Source organism: Bacillus sp. FSL K6-2869, from assembly GCF_040869405.1.
Lineage (GTDB): Bacteria > Bacillota > Bacilli > Bacillales > Bacillaceae > Bacillus > Bacillus altitudinis.
In genome coordinates, this window is record NZ_CP152035.1 from 1,641,214 (window position 1) to 1,659,961 (window position 18,748).

The window sequence follows — 18,748 nt, forward strand, 5'->3', positions numbered from 1 at the left end:
TGGAATGAAAAAATGGGTTCAACGGGTGGCTTGTTTTATGCTGCTGATCACTTTATGGGCGGGTTGGTTCACTCTGACCGTAAAGGCCTCCTCCTATGTGCAAACATCTGGTACACATTTTGTATTGAACAACCACCCATTTTACTTTGCTGGCACAAATAATTATTATTTCCATTACAAATCAAAAAAGATGGTAGATGCTGTTTTTGACGATATGAAGGCAATGGATTTAAAGGTTATTCGTATTTGGGGATTTCACGATGGTACCCCTCAAGAAAACTCAGTCTTACAATCTCGTCCAGGTGTTTATGAAGAATCCGGTTTTCAAAAACTAGACTATGCGATTTATAAAGCAGGGCAGGAAGGAATCAAGCTGGTCATCCCGCTCGTGAACAATTGGGATGACTTTGGCGGGATGAATCAATATGTGAAGTGGTTTCAGGCAGGATCACATGATCACTTTTATACAGATCCTCGGATTAAAACAGCTTACAAAAACTATGTGCGCTATGTATTAGAGAGAACCAATACGTACTCAGGTGTTCAATATAAAGATGATCCTGCTATTATGACATGGGAGCTCGCCAATGAGCCGCGCGCTCAGTCAGACCCTTCGGGAGATATACTAGTAAACTGGGCAGATGAAATGAGTGCATGGATCAAATCAATTGACTCGAATCACCTTGTTGCAGTAGGAGACGAAGGGTTCTTTCGCATGACAGGTCATGACGATTGGTTTTACAGTGGGGGAGAAGGTGTTGATTGGGATCGTTTGACTGCTCTCCCTCATATTGATTATGGAACCTATCATTTATACCCGGATCACTGGAATCAGTCTCCTGCATGGGGAGTGAAATGGATAAAAGATCATATCACCCGAGGAAACGCAATTGGCAAACCTGTTGTATTAGAAGAGTTTGGCTATCAAAATCAAGCAGCCCGTCCTGATGTATATGATAGCTGGCTGAAGACAATTGAACAGCTCGGAGGCGCAGGTAGCCAATTTTGGATTTTAACAAGCATTCAAGACGATGATTCCCTCTACCCGGATTATGACGGTTTTCGAGTTTTAAAGGAGAGCCGGGAGGCAGGAATCATTCGTGAACACGCCAAAAGAATGAATGAAAAGAACTGATGAAGAATGCCTGTTTATAAGGAACTTCATTTGCATAAAAAAATTGGATATGGTATAGTTTTTATGGAAATGCTAACGATTACCGAGACAAGAGTGGGGAAACCCGCTCTTTTGTATTGAACAGGCAATTTTTGTCTCGACATTATTCATCCGTTTTCTGCTCCCCCTGCTCACAATAAAGCAGGGTTTTTATGCAGAATGATTGATAAGAGCGTTTATCGAAAGCACAAGGAGGAAGAGAATGAGCAAAAAAGTAGTGGATATCGTAAGCGACATGGTGCAGCCAATTTTAGATGGCTTACAGCTTGAACTCGTTGATGTTGAATTTGTCAAAGAGGGTCAAAACTGGTTCCTTCGCGTATTTATTGACTCTGACAAAGGCGTCGATATCGAGGAGTGTGCCAAAGTGAGCGAAGCCTTGAGCGAAAAGCTTGATGAGGCAGATCCAATTAGCCAAAACTACTTTCTTGAAGTGTCCTCTCCTGGAGCGGAGCGCCCATTAAAGAAAAAAGCTGATTTTGAAAAAGCACTTGGAAAAAATGTTTTTATGAAAACATACGAACCAATTGATGGTGAAAAGGCATTTGAAGGTGAGCTTACAAGCTTTGATGGTGAGATTGCAACAGTGACAGTGAAGATCAAGACAAGAAAGAAAGAGATCAATATTCCATACGAAAAAATTGCTAACGCAAGATTAGCAGTTTCGTTCAATTAACCTTTTCATTGATATAAGGGGGAACCATAAAAATGAGTAGTGAGTTGTTAGATGCCCTGACTGTTCTTGAGAAAGAGAAGGGCATTAGTAAAGAAATTATTATTGAAGCGATAGAAGCTGCACTCATTTCTGCATACAAGCGTAATTTTAACCAAGCACAAAATGTGCGTGTTGATTTAAACCGTGAAACGGGGACGATTCGCGTATTCGCAAGAAAAGATGTTGTAGATGAAGTGTATGATTCTCGCCTTGAAATCTCTGTAGATGATGCAGCAAATATCAACCCGAATTACATGGTTGGTGACGTGGTTGAAATTGAAGTCACACCAAAAGATTTCGGACGCATTGCAGCTCAGACAGCGAAACAAGTCGTGACGCAGCGAGTGAGAGAAGCAGAGCGAGGTGTGATTTACACTGAGTTTATCGATCGTGAGGAAGACATCATGACGGGAATCGTTCAGCGAATTGACAGTAAATTCATTTACGTGTCACTTGGCAAAATCGAAGCCCTTCTTCCGGTCAATGAACAAATGCCAAATGAGGACTACAAACCACATGACCGCATTAAAGTGTTCATTACGAAAGTAGAAAAAACAACAAAAGGACCACAAATTTATGTATCAAGAACACACCCAGGTCTTTTAAAGCGTTTATTTGAAATCGAAGTGCCAGAAATTTATGATGGTACTGTAGAGCTTAAATCTGTCGCTAGAGAAGCTGGGGACCGTTCTAAAATATCTGTTCGTACAGATGATCCTGATGTTGATCCAGTTGGTTCTTGTGTTGGACCTAAAGGTCAGCGTGTACAAGCAATTGTCAATGAGCTGAAAGGCGAAAAAATTGACATTGTTCATTGGTCTAATGACCCGGTTGAATTTGTTGCCAATGCGTTAAGTCCATCAAAAGTTCTTGATGTCATTGTAAATGAAGAAGATAAGGCGACAACTGTCATTGTCCCTGATTATCAGCTGTCATTAGCCATTGGCAAAAGAGGTCAAAATGCGCGTCTTGCAGCGAAACTAACGAGCTGGAAGATTGACATTAAAAGCGAAACAGATGCAAGAGAACTCGGTATTTTCCCAAGAACTGAAGACTCTGAATCTCTTTTCTTAGAGGCTGAACCAGTAGCTGAGGAATCTGACGAATAAGAGGTGATATAAAAGGTGAAAAGCCGAAAAAAAATCCCGCTTAGAAAATGCGTCGTGACGGGAGAAATGAAACCAAAGAAAGAACTGATTCGCGTTGTTCGTTCAAAAGAAGGTGAAGTGTCTGTTGACGCAACCGGAAAAATGAACGGGCGCGGCGCTTACCTTTCTCTCGATAAAGAAACCATTCTTGCGGCGAAGAACAAACGTAGTTTACAGCAGCAATTTCAGACACAGATTGACGAACACATTTTTGAAGAATTACTAGAACTAGCTGAAAAGGTGAAAAAACCTAATGACTGAATCTGAATGGTATCCTTTGCTTGGTCTAGCAAATCGAGCTCGTAAAGTCGTGTCAGGAGAAGATCTGGTGATCAAAGAAATTAGACATGCGCGTGCTAAGCTGGTTCTTCTTGCAGCAGATGCCTCATCCAACACAGAGAAAAAGGTATCTGACAAATGCAAATTTTACAATGTTCCGGTTAGAAAAGTTGAAGACCGTTCCGTTCTCGGACGTTCTATTGGGAAGGAAGCTCGCGTAGTTGTCGCTGTCACTGACCAAGGCTTCGCTAAGAAGCTCATAAGCTTGCTCGATTAATTTATTTGGGGGTGAACGAATGGCTAAAGTGAGAGTATATGAATACGCAAAAGCCATAGATGTTTCAAGTAAAGATATTATAGCAGCGCTTAAGGATATGAACGTGGAAGTGAACAACCACATGGCGACGCTTGAAGACGATACTGTGAAAAAGCTAGACGCTATCTATAAAAAAGCCAAAGCAAAAGAGACAGCTAACGAGAAACCCGCAGAACAAAAAAAACAATCATCTAACAAAAACAATGATAGAAAGAAGAATGACGTGCAGAATAATCAATTTAATAAAAACAAAAAAAACAACAACCAAAACAAAAACAAAAATAAACGTGGCGGCAACAACAAGGCGCAGCATCAGCAAGCAAGACCTGTGAAGCCGAAAAAAGAGCTTCCTGAAAAAATTGAATTTACAAATTCAATGACAGTCGGCCAGCTTGCTGACGAGCTTGGCAAAGAAACTGCTGAAATCATCAAAAAACTGATGATGCTTGGTGTCATGGCTACGATCAACCAAGAGCTCGACAAAGATACAGTCGAATTAATTGCTTCTGAATATGGTGTTCCAGTAGAAGAAGTGATCATTTTAGAAGAAACTGAACTTGAAAAGTATGAAGTTGAAGATAAAGAAGAAGATATGCAAGTACGCCCTCCAGTAGTAACGATCATGGGACACGTTGACCACGGAAAAACAACGCTTCTTGACAGCATTCGTAAAACGAAAGTTGTTGAAGGCGAAGCGGGTGGAATTACGCAGCATATTGGTGCATACCAAATTGAAGAAAACGGTAAGAAAATCACGTTCCTTGATACACCAGGACACGCAGCTTTCACTACGATGCGAGCACGTGGTGCTGAAGTAACAGATACGACGATCTTGGTCGTTGCAGCAGATGACGGTGTCATGCCGCAAACGATTGAAGCGATCAACCACGCAAAAGCGGCAGAGGTGCCAATCATTGTGGCTGTCAATAAAATTGACAAACCAACAGCGAACCCTGACCGTGTGATGCAGGAGTTAACTGAGCATGGTCTTGTACCTGAGGCTTGGGGCGGCGAAACGATTTTCGTTCCACTATCTGCGAAAACAGGTGAAGGTATTGATGAATTGATCGAAATGATCCTTCTTGTAAGCGAAGTAGCAGAACTAAAAGCCAACCCAAATCGTGCGGCAAAAGGGACTGTCATCGAGGCTGAGCTTGATAAAGGAAGAGGTTCTGTTGCAACCCTTCTCGTTCAAACTGGTACACTTCAAGTAGGTGACCCAATCGTTGTCGGAAATACATTTGGCCGTGTACGTGCAATGGTCAATGACATCGGACGCCGCGTGAAAACTGCAGGACCATCTACACCTGTTGAAATCACTGGTTTAAATGATGTACCGCATGCAGGGGATCAGTTCCTCGTATTCAAAGATGAAAAAACAGCTCGTCAAGTTGGTGAGGCGCGTGCATCTAAACAACTTGATGAACAGCGTTCAGACAAAGCGAAATTATCTCTCGATGACCTATTTGAGCAAATCAAACAAGGTGATGTGAAAGATATCAACTTAATCGTAAAAGCAGACGTACAAGGTTCTGCTGAAGCACTGACGGCAGCTCTTCAAAAAATTGAAGTAGAAGGCGTCAAAGTGAAAATCATCCATACGGGTGTTGGAGCGATTACAGAATCTGATATCATTTTAGCAAGTGCTTCTAATGCGATTGTGATTGGATTTAACGTACGTCCTGATGGCAATGCGAAGAGCACAGCTGAAACAGAAAACGTAGATATCCGCTTACACCGCATCATCTACAAAGTCATCGATGAAATTGAAGCTGCGATGAAAGGGATGCTTGACCCTGAATATGAAGAAAAAGTCATCGGTCAAGTTGAAGTTCGTCAAACGTTCAAAGTATCTAAAATCGGTACAATTGCTGGTGGCTATGTCACTGAAGGTACCATTACTAGAGACAGTGGTATCCGCTTAATTCGTGATGGCGTTGTCATCTTTGAAGGTGAAGTCGACGTATTAAAACGATTCAAAGACGATGTGAAAGAAGTTTCACAAGGCTACGAATGTGGTATTACCATTAAGAAATACAATGATATCCGTGAAGGTGATGTCATGGAATCATTCGTTATGCAAGAAATCGAAAGAAAATGATCGGTTATACCGAGTGTGAGTGTATGATCTATGATGCATCCTCACTGAAGGAAAAACGTGCGGTTCTGCAGCGTATCATGACAAGAACGCGCCATAAATTCAATGTGACCATTGCTGAAATGGACTATCAGGATACATGGCAGCGTACTTCGATCGGAATCGCCGTTATTTCCTCCTCCCGGGTTCAAGTGGAAAAGGAACTTCAGCGTGTGTTAAGCTTTATTGATTCTTTTCCGGAAATTGAACGAACGATCACGAAAACTGAGTGGTTTTAACTAGAGGTGATAAGATCATGAGTATGAGAGCAACCCGTGTGGGTGAGCAAATGAAAAAAGAATTAGGCGACATCCTTGGCAGAAAGCTAAAAGATCCAAGAATCGGCTTTTTGACTGTAACGGATGTTGAAGTATCCGGTGATTTGCAAATTGCCAAAGTCTACATTTCTGTTCTTGGCGACGAGAAGAAAAGAGAGGAAACCTTAAAAGGCCTTGCAAAGGCGAAAGGGTATATCCGCTCTGAAATTGGCAATCGAATCAGACTTCGCAAAACACCAGAGCTTCACTTTGAATTCGATGAGTCTGTAGATTACGGTAACCGAATTGAAAGCCTGATTGCTGAACTAAACACAAAAGATCACGAATAAGACGTTGAAATAAGGATAGGCGATGATCGTCTGTCCTTTTTCATCGTTTATGAAAGGAGAGAACGCAGGTGCAAAACGGTGTTCTTTTATTACATAAAGAAAGAGGCATGACCTCTCACGACTGTGTGTTTAAAGTGAGAAAGATTTTACACACAAAAAAAGTGGGACATACAGGGACACTCGATCCAGAGGTTTCAGGTGTTCTGCCTATTTGTATTGGACGAGCGACAAAAATTGTGGAGTACTTAACAGATAAATCGAAAACGTATGATGCGGAAATCACCATTGGATTTTCTACAACGACAGAAGACCAAACAGGTGAAGTAGTAGAAGAAAAAAAGGTGCCGTTACCGATGTCAGAAGATGACATTGATGCTGCGTTGAAACAATTTGAAGGAACCATTGAACAGATCCCCCCCATGTTTTCTGCTGTCAAAATTGGCGGAAAAAAGCTCTATGAATATGCAAGGCAAGGCATTGAAATTGAACGTCCAAGCCGTGAAATTACCATTCATCGTATCGAGCGGACAACACCTGTCACATTTGAAAATGGAAAGGTATCCTTTAGATTCACCGTCCTGTGTTCAAAAGGCACATATGTGAGAACGTTAGCCGTCGATATTGGAAAAAAACTTGGGTTTCCAGCCCACATGTCTCACCTCATTCGCATAGGATCTGGTGACTTTACGTTAGATGAATGTATCACTCTTGATGAGTTGCGGGAGATCAGTGAGGAAGGAACGGTTGAGGAACATCTTGTGCCGATCGAGCGTGCGCTCAATCATTTGCCGAAATGGGAGATAAGTGATACATTAGCAAGTAAAGTGGAAAACGGTGCAGTCCTACCTATGCCTGATGAATTTGCTCATTTTGCAGAGGAAGATCGTGTCGCTGTCTTTGCTCCTTCAGGCCGTTGTATGGCGATTTATATGAAGCACCCGACCAAACAGAACCTGATGAAGCCGGCGAAGATTTTATCACAGGACAAGCAATCTTAAAGAAAAGGTGACCATCTCGTGAAGACTATACATATTTCACACCCACATACATTGAATCAAAAGGATCAAGTCCCGTCTGTGATGGCTTTAGGGTATTTTGACGGTGTTCACCTCGGACACCAAAAAGTGATTGATGCAGCGAAAAACATTGCGGAAAAAGAGGGTTTAGCTCTAGCTGTCATGACTTTTCATCCGCATCCATCACATGTTCTGCAAAAAGCACGTGAACCAAAAGACTTAATCACACCGCTTGAGGATAAGATTGATTTTATCGAACAATTAGGTGCTGACTACTTATACATTGTGCAATTCAGCGAAAGCTTTGCAGCACTGTCTCCTCAAGAGTTTGTCGATCAATATTTGGACGAACTGAATGTGAAGCATGCAGTCGCTGGTTTCGATTTTACCTTCGGCCGGTTTGGTGCAGGCACAATGGAAACGTTTGACGAATACGGGAAAGGGCGGATTGCTGCGACCATTGTACCTAAGCTTTCCAACCAAGACCGGAAAGTCAGCTCGACCCTTATACGTTCCGCATTGAAAAATGGAGACGTTGAATATGTGAGTGAGCTTTTAGGCAAACCATATCAGCTGCGAGGCATTGTCATTCATGGAGATAAACGAGGACGCACGATTGGCTTCCCAACCGCCAATGTTGGTTTATCTGCTGAATACATCATCCCGCCAACAGGCGTATATGCAGTGAGAGCGGAAGTGAAAGGCAAGGTGTATGACGGTGTTTGTAACGTTGGCTACAAACCAACATTTTATGAAAAACGTCCTGATCAGCCTGCGATTGAAGTGAACCTTTTTGATTTTAACGAAGAAATTTATGGTGAACCGATTAAATTACAGTGGTACAAACGGATTCGCAGTGAACAAAAATTTAACGGTATCCAAGAATTAACGGCTCAAATTAGTCAAGATAAAGAAGAAGCGATTCAGTTTTTTCAAGATCATCTTCATTAAACAAAAAAATCGCAGAAAAACCGCTCTATCATTTGCAAAATCGGCATATTTTTAGTATGATAATTCCTGTAGCTTTAAAACCACTTACTTGGCAGGCCGACTTCACCGACGGTTGCGAGGTAGATGGGGCTAACATGATTTGGAGGTGAAACAGGATGGCTATTACTCAAGAGCGTAAAACTCAATTAATTAATGAGTTCAAAACACACGAATCTGATACTGGATCTCCAGAAGTTCAGATCGCTGTCCTAACAGAATCAATTAACAACTTGAACGAGCATTTACGTACTCATAAGAAAGATCACCACTCACGTCGCGGTCTTTTGAAAATGGTAGGTAGACGTCGTAATCTTCTTACGTATCTACGTAATAAAGACGTAACTCGTTACCGTGAGTTAATTAACAAACTAGGCTTACGTCGATAATCGTAAAAAGCGGGAGGATTCCCGCTTTTTTATCGTATAATCACTAATATTTTATGGTTAAAATGTTGAAAGAATGGCAAAAACCCTTCTACATACAGCTTTCACATTGATATGTGAAAATCATTTTGTTCATAATAAGAAATAACCTAAAAACTTTACGACAAGAGAGGAGTTTATCTCAGAATGGGACAAGAGAAACAAGTCTTCACCATAGACTGGGCTGGACGTCAACTGACAGTTGAAACTGGCCAGCTTGCAAAGCAAGCAAACGGAGCGGTTCTCGTACGCTACGGAGATACGGCTGTGCTTAGCTCAGCAACAGCTTCTAAAGAACCAAAACCACTTGATTTTTTCCCGCTCACTGTAAACTACGAAGAAAGATTATATGCAGTTGGTAAAATTCCTGGTGGTTTCATTAAAAGAGAAGGCCGCCCAAGTGAAAAAGCAATCCTTGCGAGCCGCTTAATTGACAGACCGATCCGTCCACTATTTGCAGACGGATTTAGAAATGAAGTACAAGTCATTAGTATTGTCATGAGTGTGGATCAAGATTGTTCATCTGAAATGGCTGCAATGTTTGGCTCATCTTTAGCTTTATGTGTGTCTGACATTCCATTTGAGGGACCAATCGCTGGCGTGACAGTAGGACGAGTAGATGGAAAACTCATCATCAACCCAAATGTTGAGCAGCTTGAACAAAGCGATATCAACCTTGTTGTAGCTGGAACAAAAGATGCAATCAACATGGTAGAGGCTGGTGCTGATGAGGTACCAGAAGAAACAATGCTTGAAGCCATCATGTACGGCCATCAAGAGATCAAACGCTTAATCGAATTCCAAGAAGAAATTGTGAAAGCTGTCGGTAAAGAAAAAATCGATATTCCTTTATATGAAGTCGATCAAACATTAGCAGAGGAAGTAAAACAACTTGCTGAAGCGGATCTACTGAAAGCGATTCAAGTACATGAGAAGCATGCTCGTGAAGATGCCATCAGTGCTGTGAAAAAAGCTGTCGTTCAAAAATTTGAAGAAGAAGAGCGTGACGAAGCAACGATTAAACAAGCGAAGGATGTCTTAAATAAGCTTGTGAAAAACGAAGTTCGCCGCCTTATTACTGAAGAGAAAGTACGTCCAGATGGACGCGGCGTCGATCAAATCCGTCCACTTTCTTCAGAAGTAGGACTTCTTCCAAGAACGCACGGTTCAGGATTGTTTACAAGAGGCCAAACACAGGCACTCAGTATTTGTACATTAGGTGCACTTGGTGATGTACAGATTCTTGATGGTCTTGGTGTTGAAGAGTCTAAGCGATTCATGCACCATTATAACTTCCCACAATTCAGTGTTGGTGAGACCGGCCCAATGCGTGGTCCAGGCCGTCGTGAGATTGGACATGGTGCGCTAGGCGAACGTGCATTAGAGCCAGTCATTCCATCTGAAAAAGATTTCCCTTATACGGTTCGTCTTGTGTCTGAGGTGTTAGAATCAAACGGTTCTACTTCACAAGCAAGTATTTGTGCGAGCACACTTGCGATGATGGATGCAGGTGTTCCAATTAAAGCACCAGTTGCAGGGATTGCAATGGGACTTGTTAAATCTGGTGAATACTACACAGTGCTGACAGACATTCAAGGAATGGAAGATGCACTTGGAGATATGGACTTTAAAGTAGCAGGTACATCTAAAGGTGTAACAGCGCTTCAAATGGACATTAAAATCGATGGTCTATCAAAAGACATTTTAGAAGAAGCACTTCAACAAGCGAAAAAAGGAAGAATGGAAATTTTAGATAGCATGCTGTCAACGATTCCAGCTTCTAGAGGAGAATTGTCACGTTATGCACCAAAAATCTTAACGATGACAATCAATCCAGATAAAATTCGCGATGTCATTGGACCAAGCGGTAAACAAATCAATAAAATCATTGAAGATACCGGTGTGAAAATTGATATTGAACAAGACGGTACAATCTTTATCTCTTCTACTGAAGAAGACATGAACCAAAAAGCGAAGAAAATCATTGAAGATCTTGTCAGAGAAGTTGAAGTTGGCCAACTTTACTTAGGTAAAGTAAAACGAATTGAAAAATTCGGTGCCTTCCTTGAAATCTTCAGCGGCAAAGATGGACTTGTTCATATTTCTGAGCTTGCACTTGAACGTGTTGGCAAAGTAGAAGATGTCGTGAAGATTGGTGACGAGCTACTCGTCAAAGTCACTGAGATCGATAAACAAGGCCGTGTAAACCTTTCTCGTAAAGCTGTTTTACGTGAAGAAAAGGAAAAAGAAGAAAAGCAGTCTTAATGAGAACAAATAAAATGTGTTAGAAGCCAGGTATCCGTGCCAGGCTTCTTTCTTTTCTTGCGCGTAACAATAGTTCTAGCTTGTTTCTCCCCATCATAATTTGTGATAAAGGGGAGGGACAACCATTGAAAAAAACGATACCATTCTTTGTGTTTGTATTTTTACTGCTCGTGTCATATCAAACGATGAAGCAGCCGGCTGCTGTTACATATATGAATTCAATGAAAGAGCACGCCGAGGTAGCATCTGTTTCAAAAGATATTCTGTATCAAGAGATCGAATCGAAGTCTTCTGACTATGAAGAGAAGCCGCAAAATGCTAAGATTGATAAAGTGTGGAAAAAGATGCCTGGTTTAAATGGACAGACAGTCGATATCGATGCTTCTTACGAAAAAATGAAAAAACAGGGCTCTTTCGATGAAAAGCTGCTTGTTTTTAAAGAAACAAAACCATCTGTCCATTTACATGAACTTGGTGCTGAACCTATCTATAAGGGACATCCAGACAAAAAGATGAATGCATTCCTGATCAATGTAGCTTGGGGCGACGAGCATTTAACAAAGATGTTGAATACACTAGAAAAGCATCAAGTGAAGGCAACCTTTTTCTTAGAAGGCAAATGGGTGAAAAACAGTCCAGACCTTGCTAAAAAAATCGTGGCAGATGGTCATGAAATTGGAAATCATTCATACAATCACCCGGATATGCGCACACTGACAAGAGAACGAGCATTAGAGCAGATGATTAAAACAAATCGCCAAATTGAAGAATCCCTTGGGAAAAAACCGATATGGTTTGCGCCTCCAAGTGGCAGCTTTAAAGAAGAAACAGTAAAGCTTGCGAAACAAGAAGGAATGGAAACCATTATGTGGACAGTAGACACGATCGACTGGCAAAAACCATCACCAGCTGTATTACAAAAACGAGTGCTTGGGAAAATTCACAATGGGGCGATGATATTAATGCATCCAACAGACGCAACAGCGAGAAGTCTTGACGCACTTATCACTCAAATCAAAGAAAGAGGATATGAATTAGGAACGGTTTCTGACCTCCTAAGTGAAAAAAGACATCCGTGATGCGATCTGTTTGTTGAATAGGAGGAGCAAAACTTGGTCAAAACGTATACATGCCAAAACGGAGTAAGAATTGTACTTGAAAACAATCCCACTGTAAGGTCTGTCGCAATTGGCGTCTGGATTGGAACAGGTTCTAGACATGAGACACCAGAAGTAAATGGGATCTCACACTTTTTAGAGCATATGTTCTTTAAAGGAACAAAGACGAGATCTGCACGTGATATCGCAGAATCCTTTGACCGCATTGGTGGTCAAGTGAATGCCTTTACGTCAAAAGAATATACTTGCTATTATGCAAAGGTACTTGATTCACATGCTGGGTATGCCCTCGATGTGTTGAGTGACATGTTTTTTAACTCTGCTTTTGACGAAGAAGAGCTGAAGAAAGAAAAAAATGTGGTCTATGAAGAAATTAAAATGTATGAAGATACTCCTGATGACATCGTTCATGATTTGTTAAGCAAAGCCATTTACGGTGATCATTCATTAGGTTATCCGATTTTAGGGACAGAGGAAACACTCTCTACTTTTAACGGTGATTCCCTTAGAAAATATATGGACGAATTCTATACGCCGGATCGCGTCGTCATCTCTGTTGCAGGGAACGTCGATGACACCTTCATTCGTGAGGTCGAAACATTATTTGGCTCGTATGAAGGAAAGGGGAAAAAGCAGCCTGTCGAAGCCCCGCAATTCCACTATGACAAACTGACGCGCAAAAAGGAAACAGAACAGGCGCATCTTTGCATGGGCTTTAACGGACTTCCTGCTGGAGATCAGGGCATCTATGACTTAATCGTCTTAAATAATGTTCTAGGCGGTAGCATGAGCAGCCGGTTGTTCCAAGATGTAAGAGAAGATAAAGGACTTGCGTATTCTGTATTCAGCTATCATAGTTCATTTGCAGATAACGGAATGCTGACGATCTATGGTGGAACTGGAGCGAAGCAGCTAAATCTGCTATCTGAAACCATCTTACAAACATTAGACGTCTTAAAACGTGAGGGAATTACGCAGAAAGAACTTGAAAACTCTAAGGAGCAAATGAAAGGCAACCTCATGCTTAGTCTTGAAAGCACAAACAGCAAGATGAGCCGAAATGGTAAAAATGAATTACTCCTTGGCAAACATCGTACGCTTGATGAAATTATTGATGAAATCAATCGCGTCTCATTAGACGGCGTGAACAATTTATCGAAAAGAATCTTTACAGAAGATTATGCTCTCTCGCTTATTAGTCCAACGGGTGATGTACCTTCTGCTTAATCAAAAAAAGGCATGTCTTTTAAAAGAGATGCCTTTTTTTCATGTCTAAAGATTAATCAGCTAACTTGTTTTGCAGCTGATGAACAATTTTATTGATTGTCGAAAAGTGCTCGGTCAATAGTTCCTCATCTGCAAATTGAATATCAAAAACCTCTTCTAATTCCAAAATGAGTGAAACTGCTTTAATTGAATCGAGACCGTGATTTGTTAACTCTTCATCTGCACCAATAGAAATCTTGCTATCATCGTCCAAAGAACGCAGGACCAAATCCTTTACTTGACTTGATAGTGAAAGGGCATCCGTCGTTTCATTCATCTGCAACGCTCCTCTTTACAAATTTTCTATTCTTTACATAAATTAACTATATTAGAATGGAAAAACATTGTAAAGCAGTTTCGATATAAATAGGAATTGTTGATCATTCTCTTCAAATGAAAAATTTGGTAGAGTGAGAAGAAAAGAGACTGGGAAGGATGGATCAATCCATGAATAAAACAGACCTTATGCAGCACATTCCCTTATTAAAAAAAGCGATCTCCATAGACCAGATTGATAAAGGCTATTCTCGAGATGAAAAATGGGTCGTGACGATGTCATCAGGTGAAAAGTATGTCCTTCGATTCACAGATCAAGACCAATATGACAAAATAAAGACGCAATTTGAGCTCCTTTCCCAATTAAGACGTCACGGTGTTCAGTGTGCTAATCCAGTGAAAATGGGTGTTCTAGATGAAACACAGCAAGTGTACTATATTTTATCGTTTGTAGAAGGTCAAGAAGCAAAAGAAATCATGAGTCAGTTGACAGAAGAACAGCAGTATGCGATCGGGGTAAGTGCAGGACGGGATTTACGAAACATGCATACATATCCAGCGCCATCACATATCGAACCTTGGGAAGAGCGTGTTGTGAAAAAGCATCATCGATATTTAACTGCTTATCGGGAAAGCGGTATCTCCATAGAAGGGGATGAAAAAGTTGCGCAGTTTATCGCACAGCACATAGATAAGGTGAAGGGAAGGCCTAACCAATTTCAGCACGATGACTTTCATTTAGGGAATATTATTATAAAGAATGATAAATATGCAGGCGTTATTGATTTTAATAATTTTGATTGGGGAGACCCCATTCATGATTTTTATAAAGTAGCTCTTTTCAGTAGAGAAACAAGTAAAGCCTTTGCGGCTGGTCAAATAAATGGGTATTTTGATGGTGAAATACCAGCTGATTTTTGGCAGCTTTACTCTGTATATGTCGCAATGAGCATCTTTTCATCGATTATGTGGGTCATTAAATTTGATCCAGGTCAAATGGATGAGATGATTGAAAGACTAGAAAATGTATTAAAAGATCATGATTATTTTCGTCAAATAGAACCTCATTGGTATACGCGTATCACTAGATAACAGTGAAATATAGGACGATTAGGCGGTGATGGAAGTCGCTGCCTTTTCTGTTATAATGATACAAATTACACATTGTCATGAGTAGAAACATTTTATATAATCCTAACAAGGATCGAAAAAGTTGTAAAAAAATTCCGTTTTTTGTTGAAAAAGAGCAAAAGGCTGGTGATGGATTGAAACAAATCGACAAAGATTCAAAGCAGTTATGGCGTGTATATTTATGGACACTCTCATTTTTAAAGCCTTATACAGGTAAAGTGATTCTAGTCATTATGAGTGGATTCGTTATTACCTTGAGCGAACTCATTATACCTAAATTTATTCAATATTTTATTGAAACGATTTTGCCAGCAAAAGACTTTTCTAAAATGAATGGATTATTGTTAGGCCTGACTGGCTTGATAGCACTTGGTATTATACTGACAGCTGCACGAAATTTATGGCAAAGAAAATTAATCGAACAAGCCTCAAGAGATTCACAATTTGCTGCCTTCCAGCAAATCCGTCAACTCGGTTTCTCATACTACGAACAACATTCTGTTAGTGAAACACTCTCCTTTGTTAACACACAAACACGAGCTGTACAAGAAATTTACAGACGCTACTTCCCACAATTTATCAATCAGACACTATTTATCGCCATCTCACTATACTTTATGATACAAATTTCTATCTTACTCACTCTCATCATCATTCCAAGTTTTATTCTCTACTATATCTTTGGACCTTGGCTTGAAAAAAAGGCAACGATCTACGGAAGACAAAGTGCAGAAGGTTTTCGCACGTTGCAAACAAAATTATACGAAAGTCTTGCTTCAATGGAAGAGCTTAGAATTTTAGGTTATATGAATTGGGACATGGAGCGGATTCAAAAGCTGCATGAACAGGTCCGCCAAGATCATGAAAAAAATGTTTTTTTCGCTTACTTACGAGGAAGCAACCGCAGGCTCACTTATTATATTGGTGCTCTAGCTACATTTGCTCTCGGCATCTACCTTGTAAATAATGGCCAGCTGACGACAGGCGGTTTTGTGGCATATATACTATATTATTTTTCAGCAATGCATATGCTTACTTCTATTGTCACACTTCTAACAGAACAACGAATCTTAACCTTTCAAATTGAACCTTTATATCATTTTATGAAAAAAACACCCGATATTAGAGAGCCTCGTCAGCCTATGCTGCTTGATCAAGTCGAAGGCGATATCGTGTTTCATGACGTTGATTTTCATTATCCCAATCATCCTCCTTTATTAAAAGGGATGAATCTACATATTCGGCGTGGTGAAAAAGTGGCGCTTGTCGGTACGAGCGGTGGAGGGAAAACATCGCTTCTTAAATTAATTGGACGCTTTTATGACCCCTCATCTGGGATGATTACACTTGATGGAGTTGATTTGCGCTGTTTATCTACTAGTCAAATAAGAGGTGCGATGGGGTTTGTTTTTCAAGAAACGTTTTTATTTAATATGAGTGTAAAGGACAATATTCGTTTTGGAGATACAAGTCTTTCAGATCAACAGATCATTGAAGCCGCTAAAAAAGCTGATTGCGACTCATTTATAAGAGAACTAGAAAACGGATACGACACCATACTTGGGGAAAGAGGATTAAAACTATCTGGTGGTCAAAAGCAAAAGATCGCCATTGCCCGGCTATTTGCTAAGAATCCAAGTGTTGTGTTACTCGATGAAGCAACAGCATCTCTTGACAGTGTCAGCGAGCAAAAAGTCCAGCAGGCATTACATCAAACGTTTAAGGAATCGACTGTCATTGCAGTCGCTCATCGTTTATCTACTGTAAGACATTTTGACAGAATTATTTTGATAGAAGACGGTCGTATGTTAGAAACTGGACATTTTAATGAATTGATGAGAAAAAAGGGACATTTTTATCAATTGGCGTCTGACCGCTCAGAAAAGGAGGCAGGTGTAACATGAGGAAAAATTGGCTGTTTCTTTTGATCACAAAGCAAAAATGGATGCTCATCCTCGCTCTTTTACTCGTTTTGATTGAAGCAGCAGCTAATTTAGCCATGATTGGGCTGCAAAAGTGGCTCATTGACGATGTCCTTTTGAATAGCGGAAATCAACATTTCCCCCATATCTTGATGCTGTTTGCCATCATTTTTCTTGTCTATGTTGTCATGTTTGTCGCCAGCCCATATGTGATGCACAAAAACTACCTTACCATCCACCATTCATTACAGAAAAAGATGTTAGATCAGCTTCAGCAAGTATCGATGAGATCATATAAAATTCATCCAGTTAGTTATTATCTACACAAGCTTAACCAAGATGTAAAGACAGTCGCTGTCACAGCTGCTTTACATATACCAAAGATTGTACAAACCATTTTTATAGCCGTTGTTTTATCGATCATTTTACTATCTGTAAGTCCTGTATTATTTTTCTTGCTTCTTTTTGCAAGTATGTGTTATTTCATTGTCGGTAAAAAAATGGCAAAAACGGCAACAAACATCGCAAAAGAAGTGCAAGAGAGAAAGTCAGATCTATTCGTGCATGTCGAAGAAGGAATTTCTTCTACAAGAGAAGTGGTTGCATTTGATCGACGTAAATGGGAAATCGGTTTGTATGAAAAGCTATTTAACAACATGATGGATCGTGTCATAAAAGAAGGTAAGTTTCAAAATAAGCTTCTATTTTTAACAGAACCATTGAAATGGTTTGGAATACTATCTGTGCTTGTGTTTGGCACATATCAAGTAGCAGCAGGAAACATGTCAATCGGCTTGTTTGTCGTCATTTACCAATATGCTTCTCAATTAATGAAAAGTTATCAGGAGTTATTCCAGTATGTATTTGAATTTTTCCAGCAGCGTGCATCTGTTCATCGAATTGCAGAAGTACTGCAAATAGAAAACGAAGAAAAAGGAACGAAGCGAATACATTCTGTGGAAGAGGTGGTGTTTGAAGATGTTTGTTTTTCTTATGAACAAACATCTAAAGGGGCTTTAAACGACTTGAATCTTCATATTCAAAAAGGAAAAAAAGTGGCCATTGTTGGAGCGAGCGGCAGTGGGAAATCGACTATCTCAAAGCTGGCACTGGGACTTTATCAACCGGATAGCGGAAACGTTTTAGTAAATGGCGTTGAACGATCAGAGATAGAGCCATCTCATTTCTTAAAACGGGTAGCCGTTGTCCCGCAAGAACCCTATTTCTTCCCAGACACCATACGCCTCAATCTCATCATGGGGTTAACTGATATTACTGAAGAACAACTTGAACAGGTTTGTGAGATTGCACAAATTCTTCCCTTCATTAAAGGACTTGAAAAAGGATTTGATACAGTCATTGGAGAGAGGGGAATCTCCTTGTCAGGAGGACAACGACAGCGTTTAGCTATCGCTAGAGCGCTTTTAAAACAGGCTGATTTTCTGATATTAGATGAGGCGACATCGGCCCTTGACCGGCAGACAGAAAGGCAGGTTCAAAAAGGGATAGACGATGCAAAAGGAGGAAGCACTTTGCTTGTGATTGCACACAGATTATCGACCATACAAAATGCAGATATGATCTATGTACTTGAAGACGGTGCCGTTCAAAGCTGCGGTACTCATGAGGAGCTGATGGAAGCCTCCTCGCATTACCGCTCTTTATTTATGGCGCAGGTCATCACAGCGTCTTAGTCAGTTTGGTTTTGACCAAAGTAAAAAGTCGATCTAAGGTGCGGAAGTGGTCAGGGTGTAATTCTTCGTCTTCAAACGCAATGTGAAAGGTGTCCTCTAATGAAATAACAAAAGAGACAATTTGGACAGAATTTAATCCTAAAGCTTTTAAGCTATCATCAAGGCCTGGCTGCTCAGTGAGCGACAACTTATTCATCACAAGTTGGACAATTTTTTCTTCAACTTCTGTTCGTGTCAGTTCATTCATGTCGTGGCTCCTTTCTAAAAGTTTA

At 40.5% G+C, this 18,748-nt stretch carries 19 protein-coding genes; 17 read left to right on the forward strand and 2 right to left on the reverse strand.

The annotated features are described in order from the left end of the window. Positions 1-4 precede the first annotated feature (4 nt). The 14 genes from MHI58_RS08375 (at position 5) to MHI58_RS08440 (ending at position 13,414) form a co-directional block, all read left to right on the forward strand. Positions 5-1,135 carry a cellulase family glycosylhydrolase gene (locus tag MHI58_RS08375; RefSeq protein WP_041507293.1) on the forward strand — a complete coding sequence of 377 codons (1,131 nt, stop codon included), beginning with the start codon at positions 5-7 and terminating at the stop codon, positions 1,133-1,135. Positions 1,136-1,376: 241 nt separating this feature from the next. Continuing rightward, a complete protein-coding gene (rimP, locus tag MHI58_RS08380) occupies positions 1,377-1,850 on the forward strand; it encodes a ribosome maturation factor RimP (RefSeq protein ID WP_008344744.1) in 474 nt (157 codons plus the stop codon). A gap of 32 nt (positions 1,851-1,882) precedes the next feature. Next, positions 1,883-2,998, forward strand: coding sequence for a transcription termination factor NusA (nusA, locus tag MHI58_RS08385; RefSeq protein ID WP_007499530.1), 1,116 nt, complete (start codon positions 1,883-1,885; stop codon positions 2,996-2,998). 15 nt (positions 2,999-3,013) lie between these two features. Then, complete coding sequence (locus MHI58_RS08390) at positions 3,014-3,298, forward strand: YlxR family protein (protein WP_008344742.1); 285 nt, start codon at positions 3,014-3,016, stop codon at positions 3,296-3,298. Further along, entirely contained in the window at positions 3,291-3,593 is a 303-nt protein-coding gene (locus MHI58_RS08395) for a YlxQ family RNA-binding protein (RefSeq protein ID WP_007499528.1), read from the forward strand. The genes MHI58_RS08390 and MHI58_RS08395 overlap by 8 nt, the downstream gene beginning before the upstream one ends. 19 nt (positions 3,594-3,612) lie before the next feature. Next, a complete protein-coding gene (gene infB, locus MHI58_RS08400; RefSeq protein WP_007499526.1) occupies positions 3,613-5,733 on the forward strand; it encodes a translation initiation factor IF-2 in 2,121 nt (706 codons plus the stop codon). Then, positions 5,730-6,008, forward strand: a complete 279-nt coding sequence (locus MHI58_RS08405; RefSeq protein ID WP_017359071.1) for a DUF503 domain-containing protein — start codon at positions 5,730-5,732, stop codon at positions 6,006-6,008. Before infB ends, MHI58_RS08405 begins: the two co-directional genes overlap by 4 nt. A 17-nt stretch (positions 6,009-6,025) precedes the next feature. After that, the gene (gene rbfA, locus MHI58_RS08410; RefSeq protein WP_007499525.1) at positions 6,026-6,376 is read left to right on the forward strand and encodes a 30S ribosome-binding factor RbfA; all 351 of its coding nucleotides are present in this window, start codon (positions 6,026-6,028) and stop codon (positions 6,374-6,376) included. Positions 6,377-6,444: 68 nt separating this feature from the next. After that, the gene (gene truB / locus MHI58_RS08415; protein WP_045034272.1) at positions 6,445-7,374 is read left to right on the forward strand and encodes a tRNA pseudouridine(55) synthase TruB; all 930 of its coding nucleotides are present in this window, start codon (positions 6,445-6,447) and stop codon (positions 7,372-7,374) included. 18 nt (positions 7,375-7,392) lie between these two features. Then, a complete protein-coding gene (ribF, locus tag MHI58_RS08420) occupies positions 7,393-8,343 on the forward strand; it encodes a bifunctional riboflavin kinase/FAD synthetase (protein ID WP_017359069.1) in 951 nt (316 codons plus the stop codon). 155 nt (positions 8,344-8,498) lie between these two features. Then, positions 8,499-8,768: a 30S ribosomal protein S15 gene (gene rpsO / locus MHI58_RS08425; RefSeq protein WP_008354438.1), complete on the forward strand. Its 270-nt coding sequence runs from the start codon at positions 8,499-8,501 to the stop codon at positions 8,766-8,768. A 183-nt stretch (positions 8,769-8,951) separates the two neighbouring features. Then, positions 8,952-11,069: a polyribonucleotide nucleotidyltransferase gene (gene pnp, locus MHI58_RS08430; RefSeq protein WP_041090492.1), complete on the forward strand. Its 2,118-nt coding sequence runs from the start codon at positions 8,952-8,954 to the stop codon at positions 11,067-11,069. A gap of 185 nt (positions 11,070-11,254) precedes the next feature. Then, positions 11,255-12,148 (forward strand): polysaccharide deacetylase family protein, encoded by an 894-nt coding sequence (locus MHI58_RS08435; protein ID WP_223255630.1) that lies wholly within the window; start codon positions 11,255-11,257, stop codon positions 12,146-12,148. 33 nt (positions 12,149-12,181) lie between these two features. Then, the gene (locus tag MHI58_RS08440; protein WP_041090488.1) at positions 12,182-13,414 is read left to right on the forward strand and encodes a pitrilysin family protein; all 1,233 of its coding nucleotides are present in this window, start codon (positions 12,182-12,184) and stop codon (positions 13,412-13,414) included. A 52-nt stretch (positions 13,415-13,466) separates the two neighbouring features. Here the strand turns inward: MHI58_RS08440 and MHI58_RS08445 are convergent, their stop codons facing one another. Continuing rightward, positions 13,467-13,730, reverse strand: coding sequence for an acyl carrier protein (locus MHI58_RS08445; protein ID WP_052463354.1), 264 nt, complete (start codon positions 13,728-13,730; stop codon positions 13,467-13,469). A gap of 170 nt (positions 13,731-13,900) precedes the next feature. Between MHI58_RS08445 and MHI58_RS08450 the strand changes: the two genes are divergently transcribed. The 3 genes from MHI58_RS08450 (at position 13,901) to MHI58_RS08460 (ending at position 18,476) form a co-directional block, all read left to right on the forward strand. Next, positions 13,901-14,821 (forward strand): aminoglycoside phosphotransferase family protein, encoded by a 921-nt coding sequence (locus MHI58_RS08450; protein WP_045034303.1) that lies wholly within the window; start codon positions 13,901-13,903, stop codon positions 14,819-14,821. A 173-nt stretch (positions 14,822-14,994) separates the two neighbouring features. Then, a complete protein-coding gene (locus MHI58_RS08455; protein ID WP_216895112.1) occupies positions 14,995-16,764 on the forward strand; it encodes an ABC transporter ATP-binding protein in 1,770 nt (589 codons plus the stop codon). Beyond that, complete coding sequence (locus tag MHI58_RS08460) at positions 16,761-18,476, forward strand: ABC transporter ATP-binding protein (RefSeq protein WP_045034273.1); 1,716 nt, start codon at positions 16,761-16,763, stop codon at positions 18,474-18,476. Before MHI58_RS08455 ends, MHI58_RS08460 begins: the two co-directional genes overlap by 4 nt. Here the strand turns inward: MHI58_RS08460 and MHI58_RS08465 are convergent. Next, a complete protein-coding gene (locus MHI58_RS08465) occupies positions 18,463-18,723 on the reverse strand; it encodes an acyl carrier protein (protein WP_041507289.1) in 261 nt (86 codons plus the stop codon). The two genes, MHI58_RS08460 and MHI58_RS08465, sit on opposite strands and share 14 nt — an antisense overlap. Positions 18,724-18,748: the final 25 nt, after the last annotated feature.

Excerpts from the sequence above, each read along its gene's own strand:
- rpsO (WP_008354438.1), top strand. The coding sequence starts at position 8,499 with ATGGCTATTACTCAAGAGCGTAAAACTCAATTAATTAATGAGTTCAAA.
- MHI58_RS08405 (WP_017359071.1), top strand. The coding sequence starts at position 5,730 with ATGATCGGTTATACCGAGTGTGAGTGTATGATCTATGATGCATCCTCA.
- MHI58_RS08375 (WP_041507293.1), top strand. The coding sequence starts at position 5 with ATGAAAAAATGGGTTCAACGGGTGGCTTGTTTTATGCTGCTGATCACT.
- MHI58_RS08460 (WP_045034273.1), top strand. The coding sequence starts at position 16,761 with ATGAGGAAAAATTGGCTGTTTCTTTTGATCACAAAGCAAAAATGGATG.
- rbfA (WP_007499525.1), top strand. The coding sequence starts at position 6,026 with ATGAGTATGAGAGCAACCCGTGTGGGTGAGCAAATGAAAAAAGAATTA.
- nusA (WP_007499530.1), top strand. The coding sequence starts at position 1,883 with ATGAGTAGTGAGTTGTTAGATGCCCTGACTGTTCTTGAGAAAGAGAAG.
- pnp (WP_041090492.1), top strand. The coding sequence starts at position 8,952 with ATGGGACAAGAGAAACAAGTCTTCACCATAGACTGGGCTGGACGTCAA.
- infB (WP_007499526.1), top strand. The coding sequence starts at position 3,613 with ATGGCTAAAGTGAGAGTATATGAATACGCAAAAGCCATAGATGTTTCA.
- MHI58_RS08465 (WP_041507289.1), bottom strand. The coding sequence starts at position 18,723 with ATGAATGAACTGACACGAACAGAAGTTGAAGAAAAAATTGTCCAACTT.
- rimP (WP_008344744.1), top strand. The coding sequence starts at position 1,377 with ATGAGCAAAAAAGTAGTGGATATCGTAAGCGACATGGTGCAGCCAATT.
- MHI58_RS08445 (WP_052463354.1), bottom strand. The coding sequence starts at position 13,730 with ATGAATGAAACGACGGATGCCCTTTCACTATCAAGTCAAGTAAAGGAT.
- MHI58_RS08450 (WP_045034303.1), top strand. The coding sequence starts at position 13,901 with ATGAATAAAACAGACCTTATGCAGCACATTCCCTTATTAAAAAAAGCG.
- MHI58_RS08395 (WP_007499528.1), top strand. The coding sequence starts at position 3,291 with ATGACTGAATCTGAATGGTATCCTTTGCTTGGTCTAGCAAATCGAGCT.
- MHI58_RS08435 (WP_223255630.1), top strand. The coding sequence starts at position 11,255 with ATGAAGCAGCCGGCTGCTGTTACATATATGAATTCAATGAAAGAGCAC.